The organism is Oscillibacter sp. KLE 1745 (genome assembly GCF_000469445.2).
In the GTDB taxonomy this organism is placed as follows: domain Bacteria; phylum Bacillota; class Clostridia; order Oscillospirales; family Oscillospiraceae; genus Oscillibacter; species Oscillibacter welbionis.
On the sequence record NZ_KI271720.1, the window covers coordinates 37535 to 61541 of the forward strand.

The following is a 24007-nucleotide window of genomic DNA, read 5'->3' on the forward strand; positions in this document are numbered from 1 at the left end:
GATGAAGATTCGAATTGAAGCGGACGTCCTTTCCGGTACCGCGGCAGAGATCATGGACCAGCTGCGTGGGCGCGCCTTTGATCCCACAGAGTTTCCAGACACAGAGAGTTACATCTGGTTTCTACAGAACAATGTGATCCGGACAACCGGCTTGGAGTTCCCGCTGCCGGAGGGCGATGTGGAGCAGCAGGCGCGCTTCATTTTTGACCGGCTCTCCAAAATCGGGGCCCTGACCATTTTGGAGGGCTGAGATGGCGGAAAAGCTGTATTTTGCATACGGCAGCAATATCAACCTGAAGCAGATGGCATACCGCTGTCCAGATGCCCATATGGTGAGCCCTATCATTTTGGAGAATTATGAGCTGCTGTTCCGGGGAAATACCAGAGGAAACGGCGTGGCCACCATCGCTCCCAAGGAAGGGGGTCAGGTACACGGCCTGCTGTGGCGGATCACCCCAGCCTGTGAACAGTCTCTGGATCTCTATGAGGGCTATCCCCGGCTGTATGAAAAAGAGCAGGTGACAGTGCGAGACAGTGAGGGCAAGCAGCTCACAGTCATGGCCTATGTGATGACGGGCGACGAACGGTGGATGTCCCCCACGATGCCCTCTGCGTTCTACTACCGCGGCATCCAGGACGGCTACCGCCAGAACGGCCTGCCTGTGGAGGAACTGAAAAAGGCCTGGGAACACTGCGCCAGAGAGGTGAATCAGGAGACGGTGCGGATCAACCAGATGGTTGGTAAACGGGGTAAACCGCCCAAGGAGAAGCATGACCAGGAACGATAACATACACCGGAAAGATGGCGCGGAGATGTCAGGACGGAAGTTTCCTTTTTATGATGCGGCGGATGGCAGCCTCGATCCGCTGTTTACATCCAAGCTGCAGGAGGAGGCCCAGATGGGGTGTCTAAGAGGCGTGTTCTTAGGGGAAGAAGTCGGAGATGATGTTATGGTGACCTGGCTGCCTAATAACAAGAGACTTGACTCCTTCACGTTTCGCAAAGAGCTGTATGAGCTGATCGGTGAACTGCAGAGCGGCGAGATGTTAGGCAGCCTTCCCGCCATGATCGCGTTTTGCCAAGCCCATCCAGAGGCGCGGATGTCTGACCGGCAGACCTTCTATGCCTTCCGCATGGACAGCAGCAAATACAGATACCACCTCCGGCTGTTCCCGGATAAGCAGAAATTCTATATTTTCTGTTACCAGACAGATCGGATGCGGGAGGCGCGCCCCACACCGGATCGCAATTATTTATACAGAGGCAGAACAAAGAGACGAAGCGGGAAGGGGGAGCGGGCGTGAAAGTATTAGTCGTGGAACCACTGAAGCCCTGCTATGTGCGGGAGATCGAGGGCTTGAAAGCTATGCAGGCTCTCGTAGGCGGCCATATTGAGGCGATCTATCCTTACGAGGAGCCGGTGGCGATCATTGCAAACGAGGAGGCCAAACTGCTGGGCCTGCCCTATAACCGGCCTTTGATGGATGAGCATGGAGTCCCGTATGACATTGTCTGCGGGACATTTTTTGTGACCGGCCTTGGGGAGGAAAACTTTGTCTCCCTGACAGATGACCAGATCCGGCGCTATAAAGAGCTGTTTGACAGCAGAATAGTTCTGACCGTTCCAGCCAAATCACAGAAAGAGAAGCTGTACTTTGCCTACGGCATGAATGTCAACTTAAAAAAGATGGCGGGGCTTTGCCCGGATGCCCATGTGATGGGTCCCGCTGTCCTTGAGGACCATGAACTCCTTTTTCGCGGCAACACTGCCGGAAACGGATTGGAAACCATAGCGCGGAAGGCGGGAGGCAAAGTACATGGCGTTCTGTGGAGGATCACGCAGGAGTGTGAGAACAGCCTGGATACCTATGAGAGATATCCAAATTTGTACAACAAGCAGCAGATCATGGTGCATGATCTGAACGGACAGGAGTTTTCAGTTATGGCTTACGTCATGGCAGAGGATAGGTTCCCGCAATTGGCGAGGCCCTCCAGCTATAACTATAAAGTGATTTTTGAAGGATACCAGCAGAATGGGCTGCCCGTAGCAGCATTGAAAAGGGCGTTGCGGCACTGTGTGCAGGAAGCCCGGCGGCAGGCAGCAATCCAACAGGTGGAAAACCTGGGCATTCAAACAACAAAACCGAAAGGAACAAAAGGACATGAGAGATAAATACATCCAGACCGCGGAGTCGGTCACCGAAGGGCACCCGGACAAGCTGTGCGACACCATTGCGGACACCGTGCTGGACAACTGCCTGGAATACGACCCCAGCGCCCGCGTTGCCTGTGAGGCCCTGGCCACAGCCGGGAAGATCCTGGTGGCGGGCGAGATTACGGCCAAAGTAATTCCGGATATCCCCGCCATCGTCGCCAGAACCGTTCAAAAAGCCGGCTATGAGACTGAATATGAGATTGAGGTCATCACCCACGACCAAAGTACCGACATTGCGGAGGCTGTGGGGGGAGATAAGACTGCATCCCCTCAGCAGGGGGCTGGTGACCAGGGAATCATGTACGGCTATGCCTGTTTGGAGACGGACGAGCTGCTTCCCCTGCCCGTTGTACTGGCCCACCGCCTGACTCGCTTGTTGACCGATGTTCGAAAGGCAGGTACGATCCGGGGGCTGGGGCCGGACGGTAAAGCGCAGGTGTCTGTGGAGTATGTGTTCGGCCTGCCCAGCCGGATCACCAGCGTTGTGATTTCCTGCCAGCATGAGCCGGACAAGACTCTGAAGGACCTACGTCGGGAGGTCATGGAATATGTAGTCATGCCCGCACTGCAGGAGCTGCCCCCGGATGAGGAGACAGAGATCCTGATCAATCCCTCCGGCCGCTTCGTTCTGGGCGGCTTTGAGGCGGACACCGGCCTAACCGGCCGCAAACTCATGGTGGATACCTACGGCGGACTTGTCCCCCATGGGGGCGGAGCCCTGTCTGGAAAGGATGGGACGAAGGTGGACCGCAGCGGAACCTACATGGCTCGGTATATCGCCAAGAATATTGTGGCTGCCGGGTTGGCGGAGCGGTGCACGGTCTCTCTGGCCTACGCCATCGGTAAGGCGGAACCTGTGGCGGTGGACATTGACACCCACGGGACCGGCGAGTATGCCGCCACTGTGCTGGAACAGGCTGTTCACATGGCGTTTGATTGGACTCCGGATGGAATGATCCGCACATTGGGACTGGACAGGCCAATCTTCGCGCAGTATTGCAACTATGGACATTTTATGTACGCGGACGCCCCCTGGGAGCGGACAAATAAGACGGAGCTTCTGGCGGAGATCTGCCGGTTTAAAGAAGCGGGGGCGTCCAGGCGTTGAGATACATTGCTTCCTGCAGCTTTGGAAAAGACAGCCTTGGAGCGATCCTGCTGGCCCAGAAGTACGGGGAACCATTAGACGAGGCGGTTTACTGCGAAGTAATGTTTGATCAGAATATCTCAGGCGAAGTCCCGGAACACCGGGACTTTATTTATACCAAGGGCATTCCGGCTCTGGAGCGCATGGGGATCAAGGTGACTGTGCTCCGTGGGGAAAAGACCTATCTGGATCTGTTCACCGGGCGAATCACCCGCGGCCCTAAAAGGGGGATGCTGCGTTCCTTCCCCATCTGCGGGCGGTGTGCCATCCAGCGTGACTGCAAAGTAAAGCCCATCCGGCGATACCAGAAAAGCATTCCTCCCGACACGATCCAGTATATTGGTATTGCCAAGGACGAGCAGGAACGACTCTTGCGGCTTGGGCGGAATCAGGTATCCCTCCTGGAGAAGTACAACTGCACAGAACAGGATGCCAGGGAGCTCTGCGAGAAAGCGGGACTCCTTTCTCCTGTCTACGCCTTTACCGACCGGGGTGGATGCTGGTTCTGTCCCAACGCCAAGCGCCGGGAGCTGCGCCATCTCTATGACCACCACCCGGAGCTGTGGGCCAGGATGCTGGAGCTGCAGGCCCTGCCAGGCAAGGCAACAGAGAAATTCAACCGCACCCAGCGGTTTTCAGATATTGACGCGGCGTTTCGGCAGGAGGACGAGCAGCTGGATCTATTCCGAGAAGCTGCGTAAGAGAGGAGATGATAATGACGACCAATCAGAAATATGAAATCACCGAGATCGCCCATGAGAAGTACCCCTTCCTCCACCGCATCCGCGCCCTGCGGGACATCGGCAGCGAGGTCAAGACCGGGACTCTGGGCGGCTTTGTGGAGAGCGAGGACAACCTGTCCTTCAGGCCGGGAGATGATGCCTGGCTCTTTGACGACGCCATTGCCTGCAATGACGCCTATGTGGACAAGGGCTCCTACCTGCGTGGGAATGCCATTGCCTGCGGTCATGCCTATGTGTCCCGTGGAACCCTCCTGGCCGGCCATGCCCGAGCGGAGGATGACGCCTATATCCGGGGCGCGACCCTCACGAATCATGCCAGAGCATCCGGCTTTGCGGTGATCGTGTATAACCAGGATACCGGAGGCGTTCCCATGCTCTCCGGCCAGAGTGCCGTCTATGGCAGGGTGTCCGGCGATGTGCGGTTGACCGGCTCTGCGCTGGTAATCAGCGGTGAGGAGATTCAAAATGACACGCCGGATACTTTGGTCATTAGCGGCCGGGGCCGCTCCGTCATCCGGGATGATTCCAGGGATGAACTGGCGCCGCAGACGGGTCAGCCGGAGACTTCAAAGGCAAAAATTAAGGAGAGGCAGGTGGAGCGGTGAGCAACTTCTTCGAGCAGGAGCTGCGGAAGCTGTTTGGAGACGGGAAGATCATTCACGCTCCGGCCTTCGTGGGACGCGCCTGTGTGGGTGGTCTTGACGCGGGCAGGCAGGTGCGGGCAGAATTTGTGACCATGGGCCACGCGGACCATTATGAGGCCCTCCGTGTCACCCTGCTGGACAACGATCTGGGAGTGGTGGACAAATTAACTCTGCGCCTGGAGGATGTGTGGGGCAAAAAAGCGATCCCCAACAATCCTTACCTGAAAAGCGGCGTCACCCCCCACATCTGGGTCAATGACGACAAGACGGATTGGTACGCATATCACCCGACGCCGGCAGATTATCAGGTGATCCGGCAGGCGACAAGCGATTATCTCAGTGCTTTCCGGGAGAGAGTACCGGAGCATGACACCCGCAGTGGCCCCAAACTGGTGTATATTTGCACGCCTTTGCGGGGAGAAGCGGAGCAGAATATCACCCTCGCAAAAGAAACGGCGCGGGCGGTGTTTCAGGGCGGAGATATCCCGATCTGCCCGAACCTCCTGTTCACACTTATCGCCGCCCCCGGCGATCCTGTTCAAGAACAGGCGGCACAAGAGATGGGCCTGCGTTTGGTGGAGCTCTGTCAGCAGGTCAATGTGTATGGCCCGGTTCTTACACTTGAAATGCAGGCTGAGACGCAGCGTGCGCATGACCTGGGCATCCCGGTCATATTTGACCAGAAGCGGCTGGAAAAGACACGGCCCCGCCCCAAGCGGGGGCGGGCCAGATAGGAGGAGAGCGTGGCAGAGATTCAACAAATCACAACAGATGACCTGCGGCGCATGGATGGACAGGAGGGCCTGATCCTCCAGGGCTGCGGCGGCAACCTCCGGGAGTGGGTGGACGGGATCAACGACCTTCTGACGGAGGCGGGTATCCTGCTGGACGGCAGCCGGTTTGAAAACGTCTCTATGTTTCAGCATCAGGGGCTGACCAACCTGCTGTTCCCCTTTGATCGCGTCAAACTGGATGTGGGGAAACTGGCCACGTGGCGCCTGCAGACCCACGCGCAATTTGGTGGCACCTGGCTGAGCGACTATGTCCCCAATCAGCTGGGCGGGTACCTTGTGGAGCAGAAAAAGCCCTCCATGCGCTTGGAGGGTCAGGACGGGAACATTTTCAACATCCTGGGGCGGGCCTCCCGCCTGCTGAAGGAAGCAGGTCAAAAGGGCCAGGCGGATGAGATGTTCCGCCGTGTCACCAGCTCCGGCAGTTATGAGGAGGCACTCCACATCATCAGCGAATATGTGGACACCGAGCTGTCTGACTACACACCTTCTCCAAAATCCCATCAAAAGAAGAAAGGAAAATACGCCTATGAACGATAATCCCAAGTGGGAAATCATCCAGGGTGATGCCCTGCAGCTGCTTCCCAATTTTGCCCCCGGAACCTTTGATGCCGTCATCACCGATCCGCCCTACGCCTCCGGGGGGCGCACCCAGGCGGAGAAGAACAAATCCACCGCCAAGAAGTATTCCAGCATGGGCGACCACGCGCCCCCGCCCTTTGATGGGGACTCCAAGGACCAGAGATCCTGGACCCGCTGGGCGGCGGAGTGGCTTGGCGACGCCCGGAAGCTCTGCAAGCCCGGCGCCCCGGTGTGTATGTTCATTGACTGGCGTCAGCTCCCTGCGGCCAGCGATGCCCTCCAGTGGGCGGGGTGGATCTGGCGCGGCACCGCTGTCTGGGACAAGGGCAACAGCCGGCCCCAGAAGGGCCGGTTCCGGCAGCAGGCGGAGTACATTGTCTGGGGCTCCAATGGTGATATGCCCATCAGCCGCCCGGTGCCCTGCCTCCCCGGTGTATTCAAGTACGGCAATCCACAGAACCGCATCCACCTGACGGAGAAGCCACTCCAGCTCATGCGGGACATCGTGAAGATCACCGAGCCGGGAGGCCATATCCTGGACCCCTTCGCCGGCAGCGGTACTACCGTGCTGGCCGCCGTGCTGGAGGGCTACACCGCCACCGGCATCGAGGTCACGGACGAGTACGCAAGGCTGGCCAGAGAGCGGATCACGCGGGAGCTGGAGCCGTGTGCGTGAATTGCGGGGACTGTCTGGGAAAAAGAGTGGATAGATCGGTGGAGGTGAGGTATTTTGTGGGCAAGCCCGCAAAAGGGAGGTGAGACAGATGAGAGTTGACATGACCTTTGACCAACAGAAAGTGGAGCAGCAGGGCTACACCTTGGCTGCCGTGCGGCAGACGGTTCAAAAGAACTTCGCGGCTCATGGCCTGCACTGTGTTCAGAATGGCCCGGTGCTTTCCTGTGCAGATTGTGGCAGCGCGGATGACTTTGCCGATTTATGGGCGGTTATCATGGCGCTGCTGCGGACAGAGTGGTTCCCTGACCTGGCCTCCTCCTGCGTTTGGCAGGATGACAACGGCGCACAGGAGGATCTGCTGGCCCAGGCGGGAAAGCTCCAGGGATGGAAGGTGACCTGATATGGCCAGCAGCGGAAGCCGGAAGCAGATTACCTTCGACTTGCGTCAGGAATCCCTAAAGAAATACTATCCGCATTCCTTAACGCAAGCCTACTACGACATCCGTCGGTTTATGGAGAGCCATGGCTTTGAGCACCGGCAGTCCTCCGCCTATGTCTCCCTGGACAAAATGACGACCCTGGATGTGGTAAGTCTGGCGGAGCAGCTGGCAATGGCGCTCCCCTGGCTGAGCCGATGTGTCAATGAGATCGACGTGGCCAATATCGGGGTTCAGCACAGTTTGAAGAAGGTGCTGGAGAATGCCTCTCGTCCCCTGTCTGTGGAGCTGGAGGCACTTCCTCTGGAGGCGGCCGCTCCGCGGCCAACACACTCAGGGCATCTTCATGCCGGAAAGCGGCATTCTGCAATGGAGCGGTGACCCGTCTGGAACACAGAACTGTTTGTGTCCCGTTTCCCCTTGCGTAAATATGTGGGGGCCGATATAATGAGGGAGAAAGGAGGGACAGCGCATGGAGCAAGCGTATGTATTGCGGCTATACGACACCGACCTTCTGTCCTTCTCTCTGTCTGAGCAGGGTATTGAGGGCCTGAAAGCGCAGATCCACAGCATCGACGAAGAAGATCGGGCACTGTTCCCCCTGGACCTGGAGCTGACGGACGACGGGCTGGTGAAATGGCTGCAGCGGCGGGTGATCCCCAAGAACCGCGCCTATGTGGCGGAGATTCTGAAAACCTATGGCCTGAGTGTCAACGACACCAAGGGCATCATCGACGTGTGCAAGGGCCTGTCCCTGAACGACAGCTATTGGGTGGTGCCCCAGGGTTTTACCGGGACATTTGCCCAGTACAATCTATATGAGAACCGCTTCTCTGAGATCCTGTCCCTGGTGGCCTACACCGGCATCGGACAGAGCGACGCGGCCTTTACCACCTCGCCGGAGCTGACCACCAACGGGATGCTCCCCAAGGCATGGCGATTTATCGAGGGCGAGGGCATCTATCTGTACAAAGGCGGAACCTTCGGCGCGGCCAACACCGGGAATGAGCCGTACAGCGAGTTTTACGCCAGCCAGGTCGCCCAGGCCATGGGCCTGGATGCGGTGGCCTACGAGTTGGAAAACTGGAAGGGCATCCTGGCCTCCCGCTGCAAGCTGTTCACGGATATTAACACCGCCTATATCCCGATCGGTCGCATTGTGCGGGAGGGTGGCCTGAAAGCCTGCCTGGAGTATTACCGGCAACTTGGACCGGAAGCCTATGAGCAGATCAAGAGTATGCTGGTGTTTGATGCGGTGATCTATAATGAGGACCGACATTTCGGCAACTTCGGCGTCCTGCGGGACAACCACACCGGGAAGGTCACCGGCGCGGCGCCTGTGTTTGACAATGGGATGTCCCTGTTCAACTTCGCCATGCCAGAGGATTTCCAGGATCTGGACTCCTATGCCAAGACCCGTGGGACGGCCTACAGCGTCAGTTTTGAGAGTGTCTGCCAGGAGGTCATGGGACCCATCCAGGCCCGGCAGCTGCGAAAGCTCATCGGCCTCACCTTCCACCGCCATCCCCGGCTGAACTGGCCGGAGTACCGCCTGGAGGCTATTGAACGCCATCTGCAGAAGCGGGTACGTCAGCTCTTGGAGCTGGCGCCGGAGTTAAGGCGGAGGCAAGAAATCAAGCAAAGAGACCTGGAGAGGTAAGCGCAGACAGAGAATGCCATTCACAGCGTGTGGTTTTTCCTCGCATATCAAGAGTGAAAATGATGAGGTTTGACAGCACATTGTCTGCGGATTTAGATGGATGGCAGCGCCTTCCTGTGGTATATTGAAGTCAAGGACACAGCGAAGAAAAGGAGGAAATGGAACATGGGCCAAAAAGAAATCGAGGCTCTGATCGCGGCAGGCGGCGCCCCCTGTGAGATTTGCGGAGGCCGGATGCTGAAGGTGGATGGCTGCACATGGCCTGGGGTATATTCCAGAGGCAAGTATTATAAGCGGATCAAGTATGGCGATGAGGACTTTGCATGGCCTGATGAGCGGTGCCATGACTGCGGCGCGAAGCTGGGACACTACCATCACGCCAACTGCGATGTGGAGCAATGTCCAGTATGCGGCGGGCAGCTGATTGGTTGTAACTGTGAGATTGAATACACGAATGACACTCCAGCAGAAGCGCAATAAATTCAATCATTGCATCTATGACTCTGAAAAATATAATTACAAATAGGAGAAGTAAGGGAATATGGAATCTAAAATCTTTTTAATTTTTTTGGACAATATGGATGCTGGCTGCCAGTTTGTCGGATATGTGCGGAGTGAGGAGGCAGCGGAGAAAGTGTGTGAGGAACTCAATGCTACTACGCCGTGGGACTTTCGTTCTTCCGATTATCAATATCTCGAATTGGACTGCCTGGAACATGAATGATGAGGTGTTTGAAAAATGCCGTCATTCCTGAACGGGAGGCGGATCAAGAGATCAGAGGGGAGAATCGTGGATGACCGGCCATTTTGTTGAGGAACTGATCCACCGTTTTGAAGTGGAACAGCAAAAAAACGACCGCAGTGGCATCTATGCGCTGACTCAGCGGATGATGGCTTACAACTCCAATAAGATCGAGGGAAGCACGCTGACAGAGAAACAGACGGCATCCCTCTTCGACACCGGGACACTGAGCTCTGAAGATGCCGTGATCCGTGCGAAAGACGTGGAGGAAATGACAGGGCATTTCCTGATGTTCAACGAGATGTTGAAAACATACGATCTGCCCCTTTCTCATGAGCTTATCAAGCGGTATCACTATAAGCTGAAGAGCGGTGTTTTTGAGGATCTCGCCAATGGATATCCCGTTGGAGAATATAAAAGCAGGAGAAACATGGTCTCGGATATTGTCACGGCCCTGCCGGAAGAGGTGGAGGGACGGATGACGGAGCTGCTGGAGTGGTATCATACGATCCCCCAGCATACGCTTGGGGACCTGGCAAAATTTCATGCAGACTTTGAGGCGATTCATCCATTCCAGGATGGAAACGGCAGGACCGGGCGGATCATCCTGTTTAAAGAGTGCCTGAAAAACGACATCGTTCCCTTCATCATCCGGGACGGCAGAAAAGTGGAGTATTACCACGCCCTGAATGCGGCGCAGACAAAGGGAGCGTATGGGGCGTTGGAACAGTTCTTCTTGGAAGAACAGTCGGAATATAAAACGTTGGCGGAAGGGTTTGTGGTGCCGATTGAGCGCACCTCAAAACGGAGGCAAAAAGAGCCAGACCAAGAGCGATAACCGTATGGCATGGTGCAATGTATTTGCACCATGCCATTTTTCTATGGGTGCAAATACATTGCACCTGAAAGGAGGTGAAGCCTTGACAGCTCCTATCCAGACGGCGAGATTTGTCTGCAAAGCGGAACGTGTTCGGGAGCTGACGGATGCCCTGACCCATATAATCCGGCAATCCCCCTTCCAGGTGGTCAAGATTATCGAGCTGACCGAGGCGCAGTACCAGCACTATGCCGCACACCTGGGTGAGGAAGCTCCATTTATCACGACGAACCAGACCATCATGGGCACAGATAAGCACGGTGTGACCCGCTGCCTGCTGATAACAGTTCGGAGCCGGAGAGACGGTATCCTCATAGATGCCCAAGGCTATGACTATGCCCGCTACTCAGCCTATATCCGGGACAAATTGCGCCTAAGTCTGCGGGATATTCCGATGGAGCATTACAACCTGAAGCTACGGGAGCGCCAGAAGGGACGGGACAGATGACCCGTCCTTTTCTCTTGCTGGAGAACGCATCTCTAAAAGAACATCCAATCAACCTACCGCTGAGAGACGGCCCCAGCGGGGCCGAGGCCCTCACCGCCTCTGGCGGAGAGGGCGCAAGCATAGCGCGGATGTACATCCGCGCGCTTGCAGGGGTATCCCCCTGACCCCAATGCCGCCTGCGGGCGGAAAGGGCCGCGGCCCTTGGCCGTGGAAAGGAGCGTGACGTTGCGGCATATCGCCAGTGTCAGCTTCGGCAAGGACTCTCTTGCCATGCTGCTGCTATTACTGGAGAAAGGGATGCCACTGGATGAAGTGATTTTTTACAACTCGGAAATGGAATTTCAAGCTATCTATGATATTCGGGATCGGATGAGGCCGGTTCTGGAGCAGCGGGGCATCCGCTTCACAGAGGTGAAGCCGGATGCCCCGTTTTTGTACTATATGCTGGAGAAGCCAATCAACTCCAGAAAAAATGGCTTCCATCACGGCTACGGCTGGTGCGGCGGCCCCTGCCGCTGGGGAACCAAACTGAAAATGAACGCCCTGGATAGTCTAGCGCTGGATGCGGAAAAGCATTATGTTGGGATCGCCGCGGATGAGCTGGACCGCCTGGAAAAGCTGAAAGCACCCAAATGCTCACCGCTGGCCGAGGAGGGGATAACAGAGGCAGACTGTTTGGAATATTGCTATCAGCGGGGATTTTTCTGGGAAGAAAACGACGTCAGGCTGTATGACATCCTGGACCGGGTCTCCTGCTGGTGCTGCAAGAACAAGAACCGGAAAGAGCTGAAAGCGATTTATCAGTATCTCCCCCACTACTGGTCACGGCTGAAGGAACTGCAGGCCCAGATCCCTATGCCCATGAAGCCATACAGCCGCATGGGAGTCCCTTACGGCAATGTGTTTGACTTGGAAAAAGTCTTTGAGCGGGAAATCCGGGAGGAGAGTTCTGTTCCTCTTTCCAAAAGGAGGGCGGCATGAGTCGGCCAGATAGGAATGAAAAGCATCATCTTCACATCGAACTCACGGCACAGCAGTACCAGCTGCTGTGCCGTCAGGCTCAGAAATGCGGCCTGACCAAGCGGGCCTTCCTGGTCCGCTTGATCGAGGGGAGGCCGGTCAAAGCCCGTCCTGCCCAGGAGATCAAGGACCTGCGCACGGAGATCCATCACATCGGAAACAACATCAACCAGATCGCCCGCAGCGTCAACGCCGGGATCGCCAGGCCGGAGGATGCCAAACGCGGGCTGTACCTGCTGGATCAGGTCTATGAGCTGATGTACCAGGTGGCGAAGAAGTAGATGGCAGTCACCAAGATCTTGGCCCGCAAGGGCCGCCTGGATGTGGGGGTCCGCTATGTTCTCAACGGAGATAAGACCCAGGAGCAGATTCTCACCGCGCGCCTGAACTGTGAGCCTGACCGGGAGGTGCGGCAGATGCTGGAGACCAAGCGGGACTATGGAAAGGAGGATGGCGTCCAGTATTACCACATGATCCAGTCCTTCCGGCCCAGCGAGATCACACCGGAGCTGGCTCTGGAGATTGCAAAAGAGTTCGCCTCAGAGCACCTACCCGGTTACCAGACAGTCATCGGCGTCCATGTGGACAAGGAGCACATCCACGCCCACATCCTTTTCAATTCCGTCAACGCGGACACCGGCGAGAAGTATCACAGCAATGCTCAGAGCTACTACCGGCAGATCCGGGCCATCTCAGACCGGTTGTGCCGGGAGCATGGTCTCTCTGTAATCGTGCAGGGGGAACCCTCCAAAGCGGTGAGCTACGTTGAATGGCTCCGCCAATCCAGAGGTCAGGCCACCTTCCGCAGTCTGCTGAAGGCGGATCTGCGGGAGGCCATCCAGGATGCCAACGACTTGGGCCACTTCTTCCTGCTCATGGAGCACAAGGGCTATGAGATCCGCCACGGGAACCGGCTGGGCTTCCGCCTGCGGGGACAGGAACGTTTTCTCGTTCCCGGCAGGAAAGATCCATTGTTCACGGAGGAGGGCATCCGTGCCGCCATCCAGGGGAACCTGTCTGCCATCGAAGCGGGGCGGCGGCCTGCCATCCTGCCCCGGACAGTCTATCGACCCTACACACCCCATCCCAAGTACAAGGGCTTTCTGGCCCTCTATATTCATTACCTCTATTTGCTGGGGAAGGTTGGGCAGCGGCAGTATCCGCCTCGCATGACGCCCCAGCTCCGGCAGGAGGTAATGAAAGCCGAGCGATACCGGGAGCAGTTTGCATTCCTGCGGGAGAACAATATCGTTGGCCCTGATGATGTGATGGCCTTCCTTGCCCGCACAGAGGAGACGCTGTCCAGCTTGACCAAACAGCGTACCATCTTCAACGTGCGGAAAAAGAGGCGGAAGAGGCTGTACTCAGCCCTGGCGGACGCGGAGGCTCTGGCTCCGGTCAGGGAACTCTATGAGGATGGCCTGTCCGGGATGGAGGCGGAGTTTGCCCAATACCTGGAGGCGGTCTCCACCCTGGAGCAATGCGGAATCCCCCGAGAGCAGCTGATCTCGGAAAAGGCGCAGGTGTATCAGCAGCTGGCGGAACTCAACCGTCAGATCCGCCAGGAGCGGAAAAAGCTGGCCCTGTGCCGGGAGATTTTAGACCGGATACCTCAGATAGAAACGGAACTTCAGAAAGCAGAAGTGAGAGAAAAGGAGGTGAGAAGCGATGAATATCGGAGGCGGTGAAGCCGCCGATCAGCTGGTGCGTATGATGCTGACCGGCACAGAGGCAGCCGTTCGGTTATCTGGCTCGGCCTTGAAAAATATGCTGGCCCTCAGCTTGGCCCTGGCCAAAAACCATAAGCGGATTTCCGGTAAGATCAATCTGGGAAAGATGCTGCGGGAGACACGCGATCTGCGGCAGTTTCCCATGACCCTGGAACAGTATCATCAGTTTCAAAAGCTGGCAAAACGGCAGAAGCTGCTGTACTCCTCCATCCATGACCGGGACGGCCATGGGAAGATCATCGATGTGATCCTGCCGGTGACGGAGCTGGACCGGGCAAACCAGATCTTTGAGAGGATGCTGTATCAGGAACCATCCCGGCATCCGGAGCGGCAAGGGCCGCAGGAGGCGGAGAAGACCGCTCCCAGGCGCCAGGAGCAGCCAGTACAGGAGGAGAGGCAGGAGGGCGCTCAGAGCCGCCAGAAGGGCCCTGTGGCCCAGCAGCAGGCGCAGAGGCCAAAAAAAGATTTTCGGTCGGAACGAGACTCGCACGATACAAGAACCAGCTCCTCTACACCCAGAGAGAGCGGGAGTACCGGGATGACGCCTGAGCGTCCCTCCGTCCTGGAGAGGCTGAAGAGCTACCGGGCGCAGCTGGATCGGAAGTCCGCTCCGGCCAGACAGAAAACAAAAAATCACCATAAGACACGATAATACCGTCAACGACCAGACAGGCGTTCCTACCCAACGGGGGTGCTGGAGAAGCTCCGGCACCCCCTGGCTTTTTTCGTTTTATCAGAGGAGATGATCGCTGCTGCAGCAACCACCAAAAGCCAACAGCCTGCTTGCCTGGCTGTTTCTCTATGTCCCCGTTGCCTGGGCGGCCCTGCTTCTTGCCCAATCCCTGGGCGGAGGCTTGCCGGATATTCTGACCCACCTGACGGAAGCTCTGAAACACCCCTTCCAGATTCGCTGGACAGAGCACAGCTTCGCATCCATCCTGGTCTGCTCCGGACTCTACGTCATGGGCATCTGCCTGTATCAGTCTGAGCAGGGCCGGACACGGGATGGGGCAGAGCACGGCTCCGCTGCCTGGGCATCCCCCAAGCAGGTCAATGCAATGTTTGCCCAAAAGCAGAACAAGATCCTCACCCGTCAGGTCCGCCTGGGCCTGGACACCCACAAGCACCGGCGCTCCCTGAATGTGCTGGTCATCGGCGGCAGCGGCGCCGCCAAGACCCGCAGCTATGTGAAGCCCAATATCCTGGAGGCCAATACCAACTATGTCATCACGGACCCCAAGTCCGAGGTCCTGCTGGCCACCGGCGGCTGGCTGGAGAGCCAGGGCTATGACATGCGGGTTCTCAATCTGGTGAATCTGGAGCAGTCAGACGGCTACAACCCCTTCCGTTACCTACGGGACGAGAAGGACGCCCTGCGGCTGGTCAATAACCTCATCCAAGCCACCACGCCAAAGGGCAGCCATGAGTCCGACCCCTTCTGGACCAAGGCGGAGACCGCGCTGTTGCAGGCCATCATCCTCATGCTGTTTCAGGAGGCCCCAGAGTATGAGCAGAACTTCTCCATGGTCATGCGGGTGCTGGAATACGCCGAGGTGAAGGAAGAGGACGAGGAATATGTCTCGCCACTGGATTTGTTGTTCCAGGCCATAGAACGGGAGAACCCCAACAGCGTGGCTGTCCATCAGTATAAGGTCTTTAAGATGGCTGCGGGAAAGACCTCCAAGAGCATTCTGGTCTCCACCGCCGTCCGCCTGGCCCCCTTCAACCTGCCCCAGATCCAGGCCATCACCGACCACGATGACATGGACCTCTACACTCTGGGGGAGAAGAAGGTGGCCGTTTATGCCGTGATCCCAGACAACGATAACACCTTCAACTTTCTGGTGTCCCTGCTCTATTCCCAGGCGTTTCAGACCCTCTACTACAGCGCCGACCAGATCCACCACGGAGCCCTGCCCCGCCACGTCCACTTCGTGCTGGACGAGTTCGCCGCCATGCCTCTGCCGGGCTTCACCCGGGAACTTGCCACCATGCGATCCCGGAATATCTCCGCCAGCACCATCATCCAGAACATGGCCCAGATCAAGGAGTTGTACAAGGACTCCTGGGAGACCATCCCCGGCAACTCGGACACCATCCTGTACCTGGGCGGAAACGAGGCCAGCACCCACAAGTACATCTCGGAGGCTCTTGGGAAAGCCACGATTGATACACGCACGCATGGACAGACCAGAGGGCGGTCAGGCTCCTACTCCACAAACTTCCAAATGAGCGGCCGGGAGCTGCTCACTCCGGACGAGGTGCGCGGCCTGGACAACCGATACGCCATCCTATTCATCCGGGGCGCCAGGCCCGTCATGGATCTGAAGTATGAGCTGACCGACCACCCCGCCATCCGCCACACGGTGGATGGCGGCGGACCGCCCTATATCCATAAAGGCAGACACAAGCCAGCGTTCCAAGGCATCCCGCTCTTCCAGGCATTTTCCGCTGGCACATCTGATGAAGAAAAGGAGAATTCTGCATGAAAAATGATCTTCACAACCGCAGATTTGAACGCCGCGCACAGAGGGCATACGCTGTGTTTGCCTGCCTGGTGGCGGTCCTGACACTTACCGTCATGCCTGCCATGGCAGCGGACGATCCGCTGGCCGTGGTGGATAATCTCTCCGAGTTTGTCTTTTCCCTGATTCGAGCCATTGGCCTGATCCTGCTGGGGTGGGGCATCGTCCAGGTAGGTCTCTCGTTTCAGTCGCATGACCCCTCTCAGCGATCCAACGGATTCCTGACCCTGGCAGGCGGCATCGTAATCACCTTCACCAAAGAGATCCTCACCCTCATTACCGGCTGATGTTCAGGAGACAAACGATTCACCCGCGGCACCTTGCGGGGCCGCGGGTGGGGAAGGAGGTGTGGTAAATAGGAAGCGGAAACTGGATCGTGGACAATCTTAACTCCGCCCTGACCACCTGGAACGATAAGCTGGCGGAGCTCTGGACGCTCATCAGCACCAGTCCGGAGAGCTTCAAGGGCGGAGGCGTCTGGACAGTGATCCAGAACATCAATGGGGCGCTCCAGGCAGTGGGGTATGGCCTGCTGGTGCTTTTCTTTGCCGCCGGCGTGGTCAAGACCTGCGGCAGCTTTGCCGAGCTGAAGAAGCCGGAGATGGCCTTTCGTTGCTTTGTCCGTTTTGTACTGGCTCAGGCCGCAATCGGCCATGGGATGGAGTTGATGATGGCGCTGTTCAATATCGCCCAGGGCATGGTGTCCACCATCATGTCCTCCTCCGGTCTGACCGCTGTGTCAGCCACCGCCCTGCCAAGCGAAATGGTGACCACCATTGAAAGCGTGGGATTTATAGACAGTATCCCTCTGTGGGCCATCACCCTGCTGGGCTCTCTGTTTATCTGGGTGCTCTCTCTGGTGATGATCCTCACTGTCTATAGCCGTTTTTTTAAGCTCTATATGGCGACGGCGATTGCCCCCATCCCCTTGGCCAGCTTCGCGGGACAGCCCTCCAGCAGCATTGGCGTGGCCTTTCTGAAAAGCTACGCCGCCATCTGCCTGGAGGGCTGTGTGATTGTACTGGCCTGTGTAATTTTCTCAGCCTTTGCCTCGTCGCCGCCCGCCATCACGGACAGCATTCTGGCGCCGGCTACCATTGTGTGGAACTACATCGGAGAACTGATCTTTAATATGCTGGTTCTGGTGGGGGCCATCAAGATGAGCGACCGGCTCATCCGGGAGCTGATGGGACTGGGCTGACCTCAATCCCACAGCCCATCGGTGCTGACAGCGGACTCGCCGCTGGCCCTGCTCTGCCGCACTCGGCTGGCCAGCTCGTGCGCTGCGGCTCGTTCTGCAAGCTGTTCGTCCAGCCACGCATAGGCTTTCCGAATGGCAGTCACTACCCAAGACAGAGCGGACAGCCCTACCAGGACAAAGAATATGCCGTCTGCCAGCGCGGTATGGGTCTGGTACCAGCTGTGGAACACTGTGAGCATTCCCAGCGCGTATAGGATCGGAATTCCCAGCCGGAGCCGGATCGCCAGCCGGAGCAGAATGGGCAGGAGGAACAACCCTGCCACCAGGAACAAGTACAGCATTGCCACGACCTCCTTCGTCTGGTTTGTGGCATCTTACCATACGCGGACAGCCCCTGCAAGGTGTGTCTGCCGATTTCTGAAATAGGAGGAACTGTGAAATACGAAGAATTTGACCAGCAGATCCGGGAGATGATTCCTCAACCATCCGCAGCAATCACTGATGCCCTATACCGGATGGGCGTGGAGGCGCTGGAGGACAGGCCGCAGGACCTCCTGATCGCCTTTGAATTCATTTCCCGGTATTTTAGCGTGGATGTGCTGCAGGGAGTCTATGAAATTATCCAGCATGGTTCTGCCGTACTGCCGAATGAATTGGTAGCTGCCGCCGTCTTTTTACAGACCGGCGACACATCTGAGCACATGGCCCAGATGGCAAAGAATGGGGAGCTGATGTGCTTTTACAGTCCAAGAGAAAAAGGAGAAATCAGCCCCTTGGCCATCTGCTCTGTTCTGGAAGCCGGAAAAAAGGTCAATTATTTCACTACAAAATTCGGGAAGTTTACGCCAAAGGATATCCTGGCTCGGGCCAAGAGATTTGCCAAGCAGCAAGGAGTCTCTGTCACAGGAGCACTTGAATGTATTTCTCCAGAAGGAGAGGTGAGCACGGGCTTATATGCGGCGCGGAATGTCCTTGCCAGGCAGTGGACCAAGATGACTACGGCATTGGACACGATCTTTGGAACTTGTCCTGCTGTTGCTGCCCGCGTTACCTTTGATGCAGATCGCGGACATACTGCGGTAGAGTATAATCCCCTTTGGCAAAAAGCACACATGGCGCATGGACAGATCGCACATCGGGAAAAACAATCGAAACCCTTTTGCCGAGAGAGGTAGGTGATATTCTGGAGGTACGCATCAACAAGGAGGTCCGTGACTATCAGGAGAGCCTGTTCTTTGGGCTCTCCCTGCGGCAATTCCTGTTCGCCCTGCTTGCCGTCGCTGTGGCGGTGGGCGTTTACTTTGGGCTTCACACTGTGGTGGGCAATGCGGACGTGGGCTGGCTGTGTGTGCTGGCCGCCTTTCCCTTTGCCATCTGCGGCTTTTTTACCTATAATGGCATGACCTTTGAGCGGTTCCTGATCGCGGTGATCCGCTCGGAGCTTTTATATCCCCGGCATCTTGTGTTCAAATCGGACAATCTCTACGCAAAATTGATGGAACACACTTCGATGAAGGAGGATCTCAAGCTTGATTAGAACCCTGCAAAACACCATCAAACAGGACAAGGAATGTTTTGCGGTTCCAAAATCAGTACAGGAAGCCATTCCCATCCACCGCCTCTGGCCGGATGGGATTTTTCAATTCGGCACGAAATATTCCAAAACCATCCGTTTCTCGGATATCAACTATGCCATCGCCTCCAAGGAGGACAAGACCTCCATGTTCCTGGGCTACTCCGAGCTGCTCAATGCCCTGGACACCGGCTCCACCACCAAGATCACCATCAACAATAAGCGGCTCAACCGGGAGAACTTCCGGCGGGAGATCCTGCTCCCCCGGCAGGACGACTACCTGGATGGCTACCGGGCGGAGTACAACGCCATGCTCATGGACAAGGTCACCGACTCCTCCAACAGTGTGGTGCAGGAGCGATACATTACCCTGTCCGTCCACCGGAAAAGCATCGAAGAGGCCCGCACCTTCTTTGACCGGGTGACCGCGGACGTGACCTCTCGCCTGAACCACCTGGACTCCCACTGCGAAGAGCTGGACGCGGTGGAGCGGCTCCGGGTGCTCCACGACTTCTACCGTACCGGGGAAGAGACAGAATATCACCTGAGCCTGCGGGATTGTATGCGGAAGGGAGTCTCGTTCAAGGACGCCATCTGCCCGGACAGCCTGGAATTCAAGCGGGATCACTTCCGTATGGGGGAGAAATATGGACGGGTCCTGTTCCTCAAGGAGTACGCCAGCTACATCAAGGACTCTATGATCAACGAGCTGACGGCCCTGAACCGCACCATGATGCTGTCCCTCGATGTGATCCCTGTCCCCACCGACGAGGCGGTGCGGGAGATGCAGTCCCGCCTGCTGGGCGTGGAGACGAATGTCACCAACTGGCAGAGAAGGCAGAACAGCAACAGCAACTTCTCCGCGGTGGTGCCCTACGATCTGGAGCAGCAGCGGAAGGAAACGCGGGAGATGCTGGACGATCTGACCACCCGTGACCAGCGGATGATGTTCGCTGTGGTGACTCTGGTGCATCTGGCGGACAGCAAGGAGGAGCTGGACAGCGATACCGACGCCCTCCAATCCATTGCCCGCAAGCACCTGTGCCAGCTCTCCACTCTGAGCTGGCAGCAGGCGGACGGTCTTGCAACCGTCCTTCCCCTGGGCCTGCGGCGGATCGACGCCCTGCGTACCCTGACCACCGAGGCCCTGGCTGTCCTCATGCCCTTTAAGGCCCAGGAGGTACGGGACCGGGGCGGTGTGTATTACGGCCAGAACGTCATCAGCAAGAACCTCATTATTGCCAACCGGAAGGAGCTGCTCAACGGCAATGGATTTGTGTTGGGTGTGTCCGGCTCCGGAAAGTCCTTTATGGCAAAACAGGAGATGGTGGGGGTGACGTTGGCGGACAATGGCCGAAACGGGGAGCGGCTGCCGGATGACATTATCGTCATTGACCCAGAGGCGGAATACCGCCCACTCATCGAGGGGTTGGGCGGCGAGGTCATCAGCATCTCCGCCACATCTCCCAACCACATCAACGCCATGGACATGGAGCAGGGCTACGGCGACGGAGAGAACCCCATTGTGCTCAAGTCGGAGTTCCTGCTCTCCTTGTGTGAGCAGCTGGTTGGCTCTGGCAAGCTGTCTGCCAAGGAGAAATCCATCATTGACCGCTGTACGGCGCAATGCTACCGGGAGTATATCCGGAGAGGGTATCAGGGGAGCGTTCCCACCCTCCAGGACTTCTATGCCGAGCTGCTCCGGCAGCCGGAGGCCGAGGCCCGCGATGTGGCTCTGGCCATTGAGCTGTTTACTGAGGGCAGCCTCAACACCTTTGCCAAGCCCACCAATGTGGACACCAGCTCCCGTATCCTCTGCTATGACATCCGGGACCTGGGCAAACAGCTCCAGCCAGTGGGGATGCTGGTGGTGCTGGACAGCGTCTTCAACCGGATCATCCGAAACCGGAAGCTGGGAAAGAGTACCTGGGTCTATATCGATGAGATCTATCTGCTGTTCCAGCATGAGTACAGCGCCAACTTCCTGTTCACCCTCTGGAAGCGGGTCCGGAAGTACGGCGCCTGCTGTACGGGCCTGACCCAAAATGTGGACGACCTGCTCCAGTCCCACACCGCCCGTACCATGCTGGCCAACAGCGAGTTCCTGGTCATGCTCAACCAGGCTGCCACCGACCGGGCGGAACTGGCCAATCTGCTGAATATCTCCGACAATCAGCTCTCCTACATCACCAATGTGGACTCCGGGCGTGGGCTGATTAAATGTGGCAGCGCCATTGTTCCGTTTATGAACAGCTTCCCCAAGAACCGACTCTATCAGCTGATGACTACCCGTCCGTCTGAGACGATGGCGGCGGCGTGACCGGATGGGGCCGGAGCCCTGCACGGCTTCGGCCTCGCCAGACAGGAGGTGATAGAGATCGAGAAGATCAAGGAGAAGCATCCCAACACAAAGGATCTGAAGGAGAAGGTCAAATCCGTCCCCAAGGAGCTTGTCCACAGGGGACTGGAGGATGGTACAGAGCACCTGCGCCTCCAGTTCCGGGATGCCGCCCAGCAGGGCCGGCAGGACGGCTATGGCGAAGATCGGATCGAGGACACCGCCGCTGGCGGCGCCAGACGGGTGGAACGCGGTGTGGGGGACCTGCTGAAAAGACGAAGAAAATTCGAGGGAGGGCGGACATACAGCACGGAACCGCCCACAAGCGGCAGGGGCGATACTGTCCACGGCCAGACTGTATGGGGGCATCTTGAGCTGTGGGAGGCGGCAGGAAACAGCATCTGCGGAGAGGGCAGAGGCGCTGTGTCTCCGCCAGACGGCGGTAATACGCGTTCGGCCGCACGGCTGGAACATTGCAGTGTCAAAACGAAAGACACTTACATCCAAGGGCAGACTCCTTCTGTCCAGGGGCTATCCAGGGAACAGCGGGAGTTTGCTCAAGAGCGGGGGCGGGCACAGGCAAAGAAGCGGGCGGGGCGTTTTGGGCCGCATTCGGCCCGGAAATACGGCCCAGGAAACGGGGTGGCCACACCCCCTGAGACAACTGGGATCAAGGCGGGGAGTACCGGGAAAGCTGGTGCCCGGCAAGCCACCAGGCAAACGGTCAAGACGGCGGAGAATGCTTCCAGGAGTACCATCAAGACGGCAAAAGAAGCTGTCAAGACTGCCCATCAGGCCGGAACAACAGCGCAGAGGACAGCTCAGGCGGCCATCAGAGCTCCCCAGAGGGCGGCACAAGCCGCCCGCCTGACGGCAAAGACAGCCGCCGTCACCGCCAGATCCGCGGCCAGGGCCGCGGCTGCGGCAGCTAAAGCGGTGGTGGCCGCCGCACACTCTCTGGCTGCCGCTATTGCAGCCGGGGGTTGGGTAGTAATTGTGATTGTCCTGGTGATCTGCTTAGTTGGGATGCTCATTGCCTCGCCCTTCGGTATTTTTTTCGCGGACGGTAGCAACGCCCCGGATGCGGGCTCGCCCTCCGCGGCTGTGGCACAGATCAACGGGGAACTGGCGGATCGCCTGGCCGACCTGCAGGAGAGTGGGACATACGACCGGGTAGAGGTTCGAGGTCAGCCTCCAGCTTGGCCAGATGTACTGGCGGTATTTGCCGCCAAGACGGCGGGAGCGGAGGACGGCGTGGACGTGGCGGTGCTGGACCCACAGCGGGTGAATCTCCTGCGGACGGTGTTCTGGGACATGACTAAGATCACCGCCGCAGCTGAGACCGTGGAGATCCCAGCCGGTGGTAACGCATCAGCCTCTACGGAGAAGGTGCTGATCATCACCATCACTGCCAGGACGCCGGATGATATGCGGGTGTTTTACAGCTTCACGTCGTGGCAGAATGAGGCTCTGGACGAGCTTCTGGCCAATTCAGATATGCTGATGGCACTGGCCGGAGATTTGACCATTTCCAGCCAGGATGCCAGGGAACTCCTGGCCGATTTGCCAGAGGACCTGTCCCCGGAGCGGCGGGCTGTGGTGGAGACTGCCTGCCAGCTGGTGGGAAAACTGAATTATTTTTGGGGCGGAAAATCCCTGGTACTTGGCTGGGATGACCGCTGGGGCACACTCCGTCAGGTCACGGCGGCAGGTAGCCCCACCACCGGCACCTACCGGCCCTACGGGATGGACTGCAGCGGGTATGTGGACTGGGTATTCTATAACGCCACAGGTGGAGAGTACATCATCGGCCACGGTGGAGGCGCTCTCGCCCAGCATACCTACTGCATGAACATCTCTTGGGAGGAGGCGCTGCCAGGCGATCTGGTGTTTTACCCGGATGACGTACACGTTGGGATCGTGGGAGGACGGGACGAGAACGGGAACCTACTGATCATCCATTGTGCCAGCGGTGCCAACAATGTGGTGATTACCAGAGTAGATGGTTTTACCAGTGTAGCGCGCCCTCTCTTATACGATGAGCAGAGCTTGTCAAAATTTGCCTCGGTTTGAAAGAAGAACCATGAAAGGCCCCGCACCATCTTTAGAATGGTGCAGGGCCTTTTTCTCTATTGATTATGGCTATCGATTTTACACACGGTGCTTGTCAGAAGCTGTTATTGGAAAATCATTCATTTATGAGTTTCCCGGACAAGTAGTATTTGTGGGTATCGAACTCCAGGGAAAGGGTGAAATCGCTTGGCTCCTGTGGAAAAATAAACGAACAGAACCTATCACATAAAGTGAATAGTTCCGCAATGTATCGCGTCAGCTCGGAGGGATAGGAAGAACAAAACAGATGAAGATTGACCTCAATAAAATAGGACTTCTGCCAGATATCTATGTCTATTTCATACTTTTGGGAGAGCTCTATTGCCAGAGCAACAAAATGTTTGCCGCGATCAATTCGTTCTGGTATCAGGACGTAAGTGCTTTCTGTCTCGATACGGCGCAGAAATTCATCGAATGATTTTTTTGTGGTCGCTCGTTCCTCCGCGCTTTGTTGAGTATGGATTATCTCCATAGTCTCTGGGGCTGGCGGATATCGTTTTGAATAGACCTTTTTACCGCCTGGCATTCTGACCGCCTCCATTACT

Annotated in this window: 30 protein-coding genes; 28 read left to right on the top strand and 2 right to left on the bottom strand. The window is 57.1% G+C overall.

The window, feature by feature from the left end; translation table 11 throughout:
- Position 1: 1 nt before the first annotated feature.
- The 24 genes from HMPREF1546_RS07970 to HMPREF1546_RS08090 all read left to right on the top strand — a co-directional run bounded on the left by HMPREF1546_RS07970 (position 2) and on the right by HMPREF1546_RS08090 (position 17439).
- Positions 2-250 (top strand): hypothetical protein, encoded by a 249-nt coding sequence (locus HMPREF1546_RS07970; protein WP_021749140.1) that lies wholly within the window; start codon positions 2-4, stop codon positions 248-250.
- A 1-nt stretch (position 251) separates the two neighbouring features.
- Entirely contained in the window at positions 252-788 is a 537-nt protein-coding gene (locus tag HMPREF1546_RS07975) for a gamma-glutamylcyclotransferase family protein (RefSeq protein WP_021749139.1), read from the top strand.
- 112 nt (positions 789-900) lie between these two features.
- Positions 901-1305, top strand: a complete 405-nt coding sequence (locus tag HMPREF1546_RS07980) for a hypothetical protein (protein ID WP_301546143.1) — start codon at positions 901-903, stop codon at positions 1303-1305.
- Positions 1302-2174 carry a DUF3846 domain-containing protein gene (locus HMPREF1546_RS19900; RefSeq protein ID WP_021749137.1) on the top strand — a complete coding sequence of 291 codons (873 nt, stop codon included), beginning with the start codon at positions 1302-1304 and terminating at the stop codon, positions 2172-2174. The genes HMPREF1546_RS07980 and HMPREF1546_RS19900 overlap by 4 nt, the downstream gene beginning before the upstream one ends.
- Entirely contained in the window at positions 2164-3324 is a 1161-nt protein-coding gene (gene metK, locus HMPREF1546_RS07995; protein ID WP_021749136.1) for a methionine adenosyltransferase, read from the top strand. The genes HMPREF1546_RS19900 and metK overlap by 11 nt, the downstream gene beginning before the upstream one ends.
- Complete coding sequence (locus HMPREF1546_RS08000) at positions 3321-4064, top strand: hypothetical protein (protein ID WP_021749135.1); 744 nt, start codon at positions 3321-3323, stop codon at positions 4062-4064. Before metK ends, HMPREF1546_RS08000 begins: the two co-directional genes overlap by 4 nt.
- Before the next feature lie 14 nt (positions 4065-4078).
- The gene (locus HMPREF1546_RS08005; protein ID WP_287554796.1) at positions 4079-4711 is read left to right on the top strand and encodes a hypothetical protein; all 633 of its coding nucleotides are present in this window, start codon (positions 4079-4081) and stop codon (positions 4709-4711) included.
- Positions 4708-5484 carry a hypothetical protein gene (locus tag HMPREF1546_RS08010; protein WP_021749133.1) on the top strand — a complete coding sequence of 259 codons (777 nt, stop codon included), beginning with the start codon at positions 4708-4710 and terminating at the stop codon, positions 5482-5484. The genes HMPREF1546_RS08005 and HMPREF1546_RS08010 overlap by 4 nt, the downstream gene beginning before the upstream one ends.
- Before the next feature lie 9 nt (positions 5485-5493).
- Positions 5494-6081: a hypothetical protein gene (locus HMPREF1546_RS08015; protein ID WP_021749132.1), complete on the top strand. Its 588-nt coding sequence runs from the start codon at positions 5494-5496 to the stop codon at positions 6079-6081.
- Complete coding sequence (locus tag HMPREF1546_RS08020) at positions 6071-6799, top strand: site-specific DNA-methyltransferase (RefSeq protein ID WP_021749131.1); 729 nt, start codon at positions 6071-6073, stop codon at positions 6797-6799. Before HMPREF1546_RS08015 ends, HMPREF1546_RS08020 begins: the two co-directional genes overlap by 11 nt.
- A gap of 88 nt (positions 6800-6887) precedes the next feature.
- Positions 6888-7199: a hypothetical protein gene (locus HMPREF1546_RS08025; RefSeq protein ID WP_021749130.1), complete on the top strand. Its 312-nt coding sequence runs from the start codon at positions 6888-6890 to the stop codon at positions 7197-7199.
- 1 nt (position 7200) lies between these two features.
- Entirely contained in the window at positions 7201-7617 is a 417-nt protein-coding gene (vapD, locus tag HMPREF1546_RS08030; protein WP_021749129.1) for a VapD family protein, read from the top strand.
- A 91-nt stretch (positions 7618-7708) separates the two neighbouring features.
- Complete coding sequence (locus HMPREF1546_RS08035) at positions 7709-8896, top strand: hypothetical protein (RefSeq protein ID WP_021749128.1); 1188 nt, start codon at positions 7709-7711, stop codon at positions 8894-8896.
- Between the two features lie 165 nt (positions 8897-9061).
- Positions 9062-9376 (top strand): hypothetical protein, encoded by a 315-nt coding sequence (locus HMPREF1546_RS08040; RefSeq protein ID WP_051319985.1) that lies wholly within the window; start codon positions 9062-9064, stop codon positions 9374-9376.
- Between the two features lie 61 nt (positions 9377-9437).
- Positions 9438-9620: a hypothetical protein gene (locus tag HMPREF1546_RS08045; protein WP_021749126.1), complete on the top strand. Its 183-nt coding sequence runs from the start codon at positions 9438-9440 to the stop codon at positions 9618-9620.
- Between the two features lie 70 nt (positions 9621-9690).
- A complete protein-coding gene (locus HMPREF1546_RS08050; protein ID WP_021749125.1) occupies positions 9691-10476 on the top strand; it encodes a Fic family protein in 786 nt (261 codons plus the stop codon).
- A gap of 82 nt (positions 10477-10558) precedes the next feature.
- Positions 10559-10963, top strand: a complete 405-nt coding sequence (locus HMPREF1546_RS08055; protein ID WP_036630212.1) for a DUF6329 domain-containing protein — start codon at positions 10559-10561, stop codon at positions 10961-10963.
- Positions 10964-11182: 219 nt separating this feature from the next.
- Entirely contained in the window at positions 11183-11944 is a 762-nt protein-coding gene (locus HMPREF1546_RS08060) for a phosphoadenosine phosphosulfate reductase family protein (RefSeq protein WP_301546142.1), read from the top strand.
- Positions 11941-12264 carry a plasmid mobilization relaxosome protein MobC gene (mobC, locus tag HMPREF1546_RS08065; protein WP_021749121.1) on the top strand — a complete coding sequence of 108 codons (324 nt, stop codon included), beginning with the start codon at positions 11941-11943 and terminating at the stop codon, positions 12262-12264. The genes HMPREF1546_RS08060 and mobC overlap by 4 nt, the downstream gene beginning before the upstream one ends.
- Positions 12265-13671, top strand: a complete 1407-nt coding sequence (locus HMPREF1546_RS08070) for a relaxase/mobilization nuclease domain-containing protein (RefSeq protein ID WP_021749120.1) — start codon at positions 12265-12267, stop codon at positions 13669-13671. It abuts the gene before it with no gap.
- Complete coding sequence (locus HMPREF1546_RS08075; RefSeq protein ID WP_021749119.1) at positions 13652-14365, top strand: DUF3801 domain-containing protein; 714 nt, start codon at positions 13652-13654, stop codon at positions 14363-14365. The genes HMPREF1546_RS08070 and HMPREF1546_RS08075 overlap by 20 nt, the downstream gene beginning before the upstream one ends.
- A gap of 100 nt (positions 14366-14465) precedes the next feature.
- Positions 14466-16202, top strand: a complete 1737-nt coding sequence (locus HMPREF1546_RS08080) for a VirD4-like conjugal transfer protein, CD1115 family (protein ID WP_051319986.1) — start codon at positions 14466-14468, stop codon at positions 16200-16202.
- Entirely contained in the window at positions 16199-16525 is a 327-nt protein-coding gene (locus HMPREF1546_RS08085; RefSeq protein WP_021749117.1) for a hypothetical protein, read from the top strand. Before HMPREF1546_RS08080 ends, HMPREF1546_RS08085 begins: the two co-directional genes overlap by 4 nt.
- A gap of 68 nt (positions 16526-16593) precedes the next feature.
- Complete coding sequence (locus HMPREF1546_RS08090) at positions 16594-17439, top strand: hypothetical protein (RefSeq protein WP_036630203.1); 846 nt, start codon at positions 16594-16596, stop codon at positions 17437-17439.
- A 2-nt stretch (positions 17440-17441) separates the two neighbouring features.
- Here the strand turns inward: HMPREF1546_RS08090 and HMPREF1546_RS08095 are convergent, their stop codons facing one another.
- Entirely contained in the window at positions 17442-17780 is a 339-nt protein-coding gene (locus HMPREF1546_RS08095; RefSeq protein WP_021749115.1) for a hypothetical protein, read from the bottom strand.
- A gap of 93 nt (positions 17781-17873) precedes the next feature.
- On the opposite strand from HMPREF1546_RS08095, the gene HMPREF1546_RS08100 reads away from it, so the two are divergent.
- From HMPREF1546_RS08100 to HMPREF1546_RS19175, 4 genes are read left to right on the top strand one after another with little or no spacing between them, the layout of a single operon-like run.
- Complete coding sequence (locus HMPREF1546_RS08100; protein ID WP_021749114.1) at positions 17874-18614, top strand: hypothetical protein; 741 nt, start codon at positions 17874-17876, stop codon at positions 18612-18614.
- Between the two features lie 8 nt (positions 18615-18622).
- Positions 18623-18976, top strand: coding sequence for a PrgI family protein (locus tag HMPREF1546_RS08105; RefSeq protein WP_036630240.1), 354 nt, complete (start codon positions 18623-18625; stop codon positions 18974-18976).
- Positions 18969-21332: a VirB4-like conjugal transfer ATPase, CD1110 family gene (locus tag HMPREF1546_RS08110; protein WP_021749112.1), complete on the top strand. Its 2364-nt coding sequence runs from the start codon at positions 18969-18971 to the stop codon at positions 21330-21332. Before HMPREF1546_RS08105 ends, HMPREF1546_RS08110 begins: the two co-directional genes overlap by 8 nt.
- 48 nt (positions 21333-21380) lie before the next feature.
- Positions 21381-23423, top strand: coding sequence for a C40 family peptidase (locus tag HMPREF1546_RS19175; protein WP_021749111.1), 2043 nt, complete (start codon positions 21381-21383; stop codon positions 23421-23423).
- Between the two features lie 115 nt (positions 23424-23538).
- Here HMPREF1546_RS19175 and HMPREF1546_RS08120 read toward each other — a convergent pair whose 3' ends face one another.
- A complete protein-coding gene (locus HMPREF1546_RS08120) occupies positions 23539-23988 on the bottom strand; it encodes a hypothetical protein (protein ID WP_036630200.1) in 450 nt (149 codons plus the stop codon).
- Positions 23989-24007 lie beyond the last annotated feature (19 nt).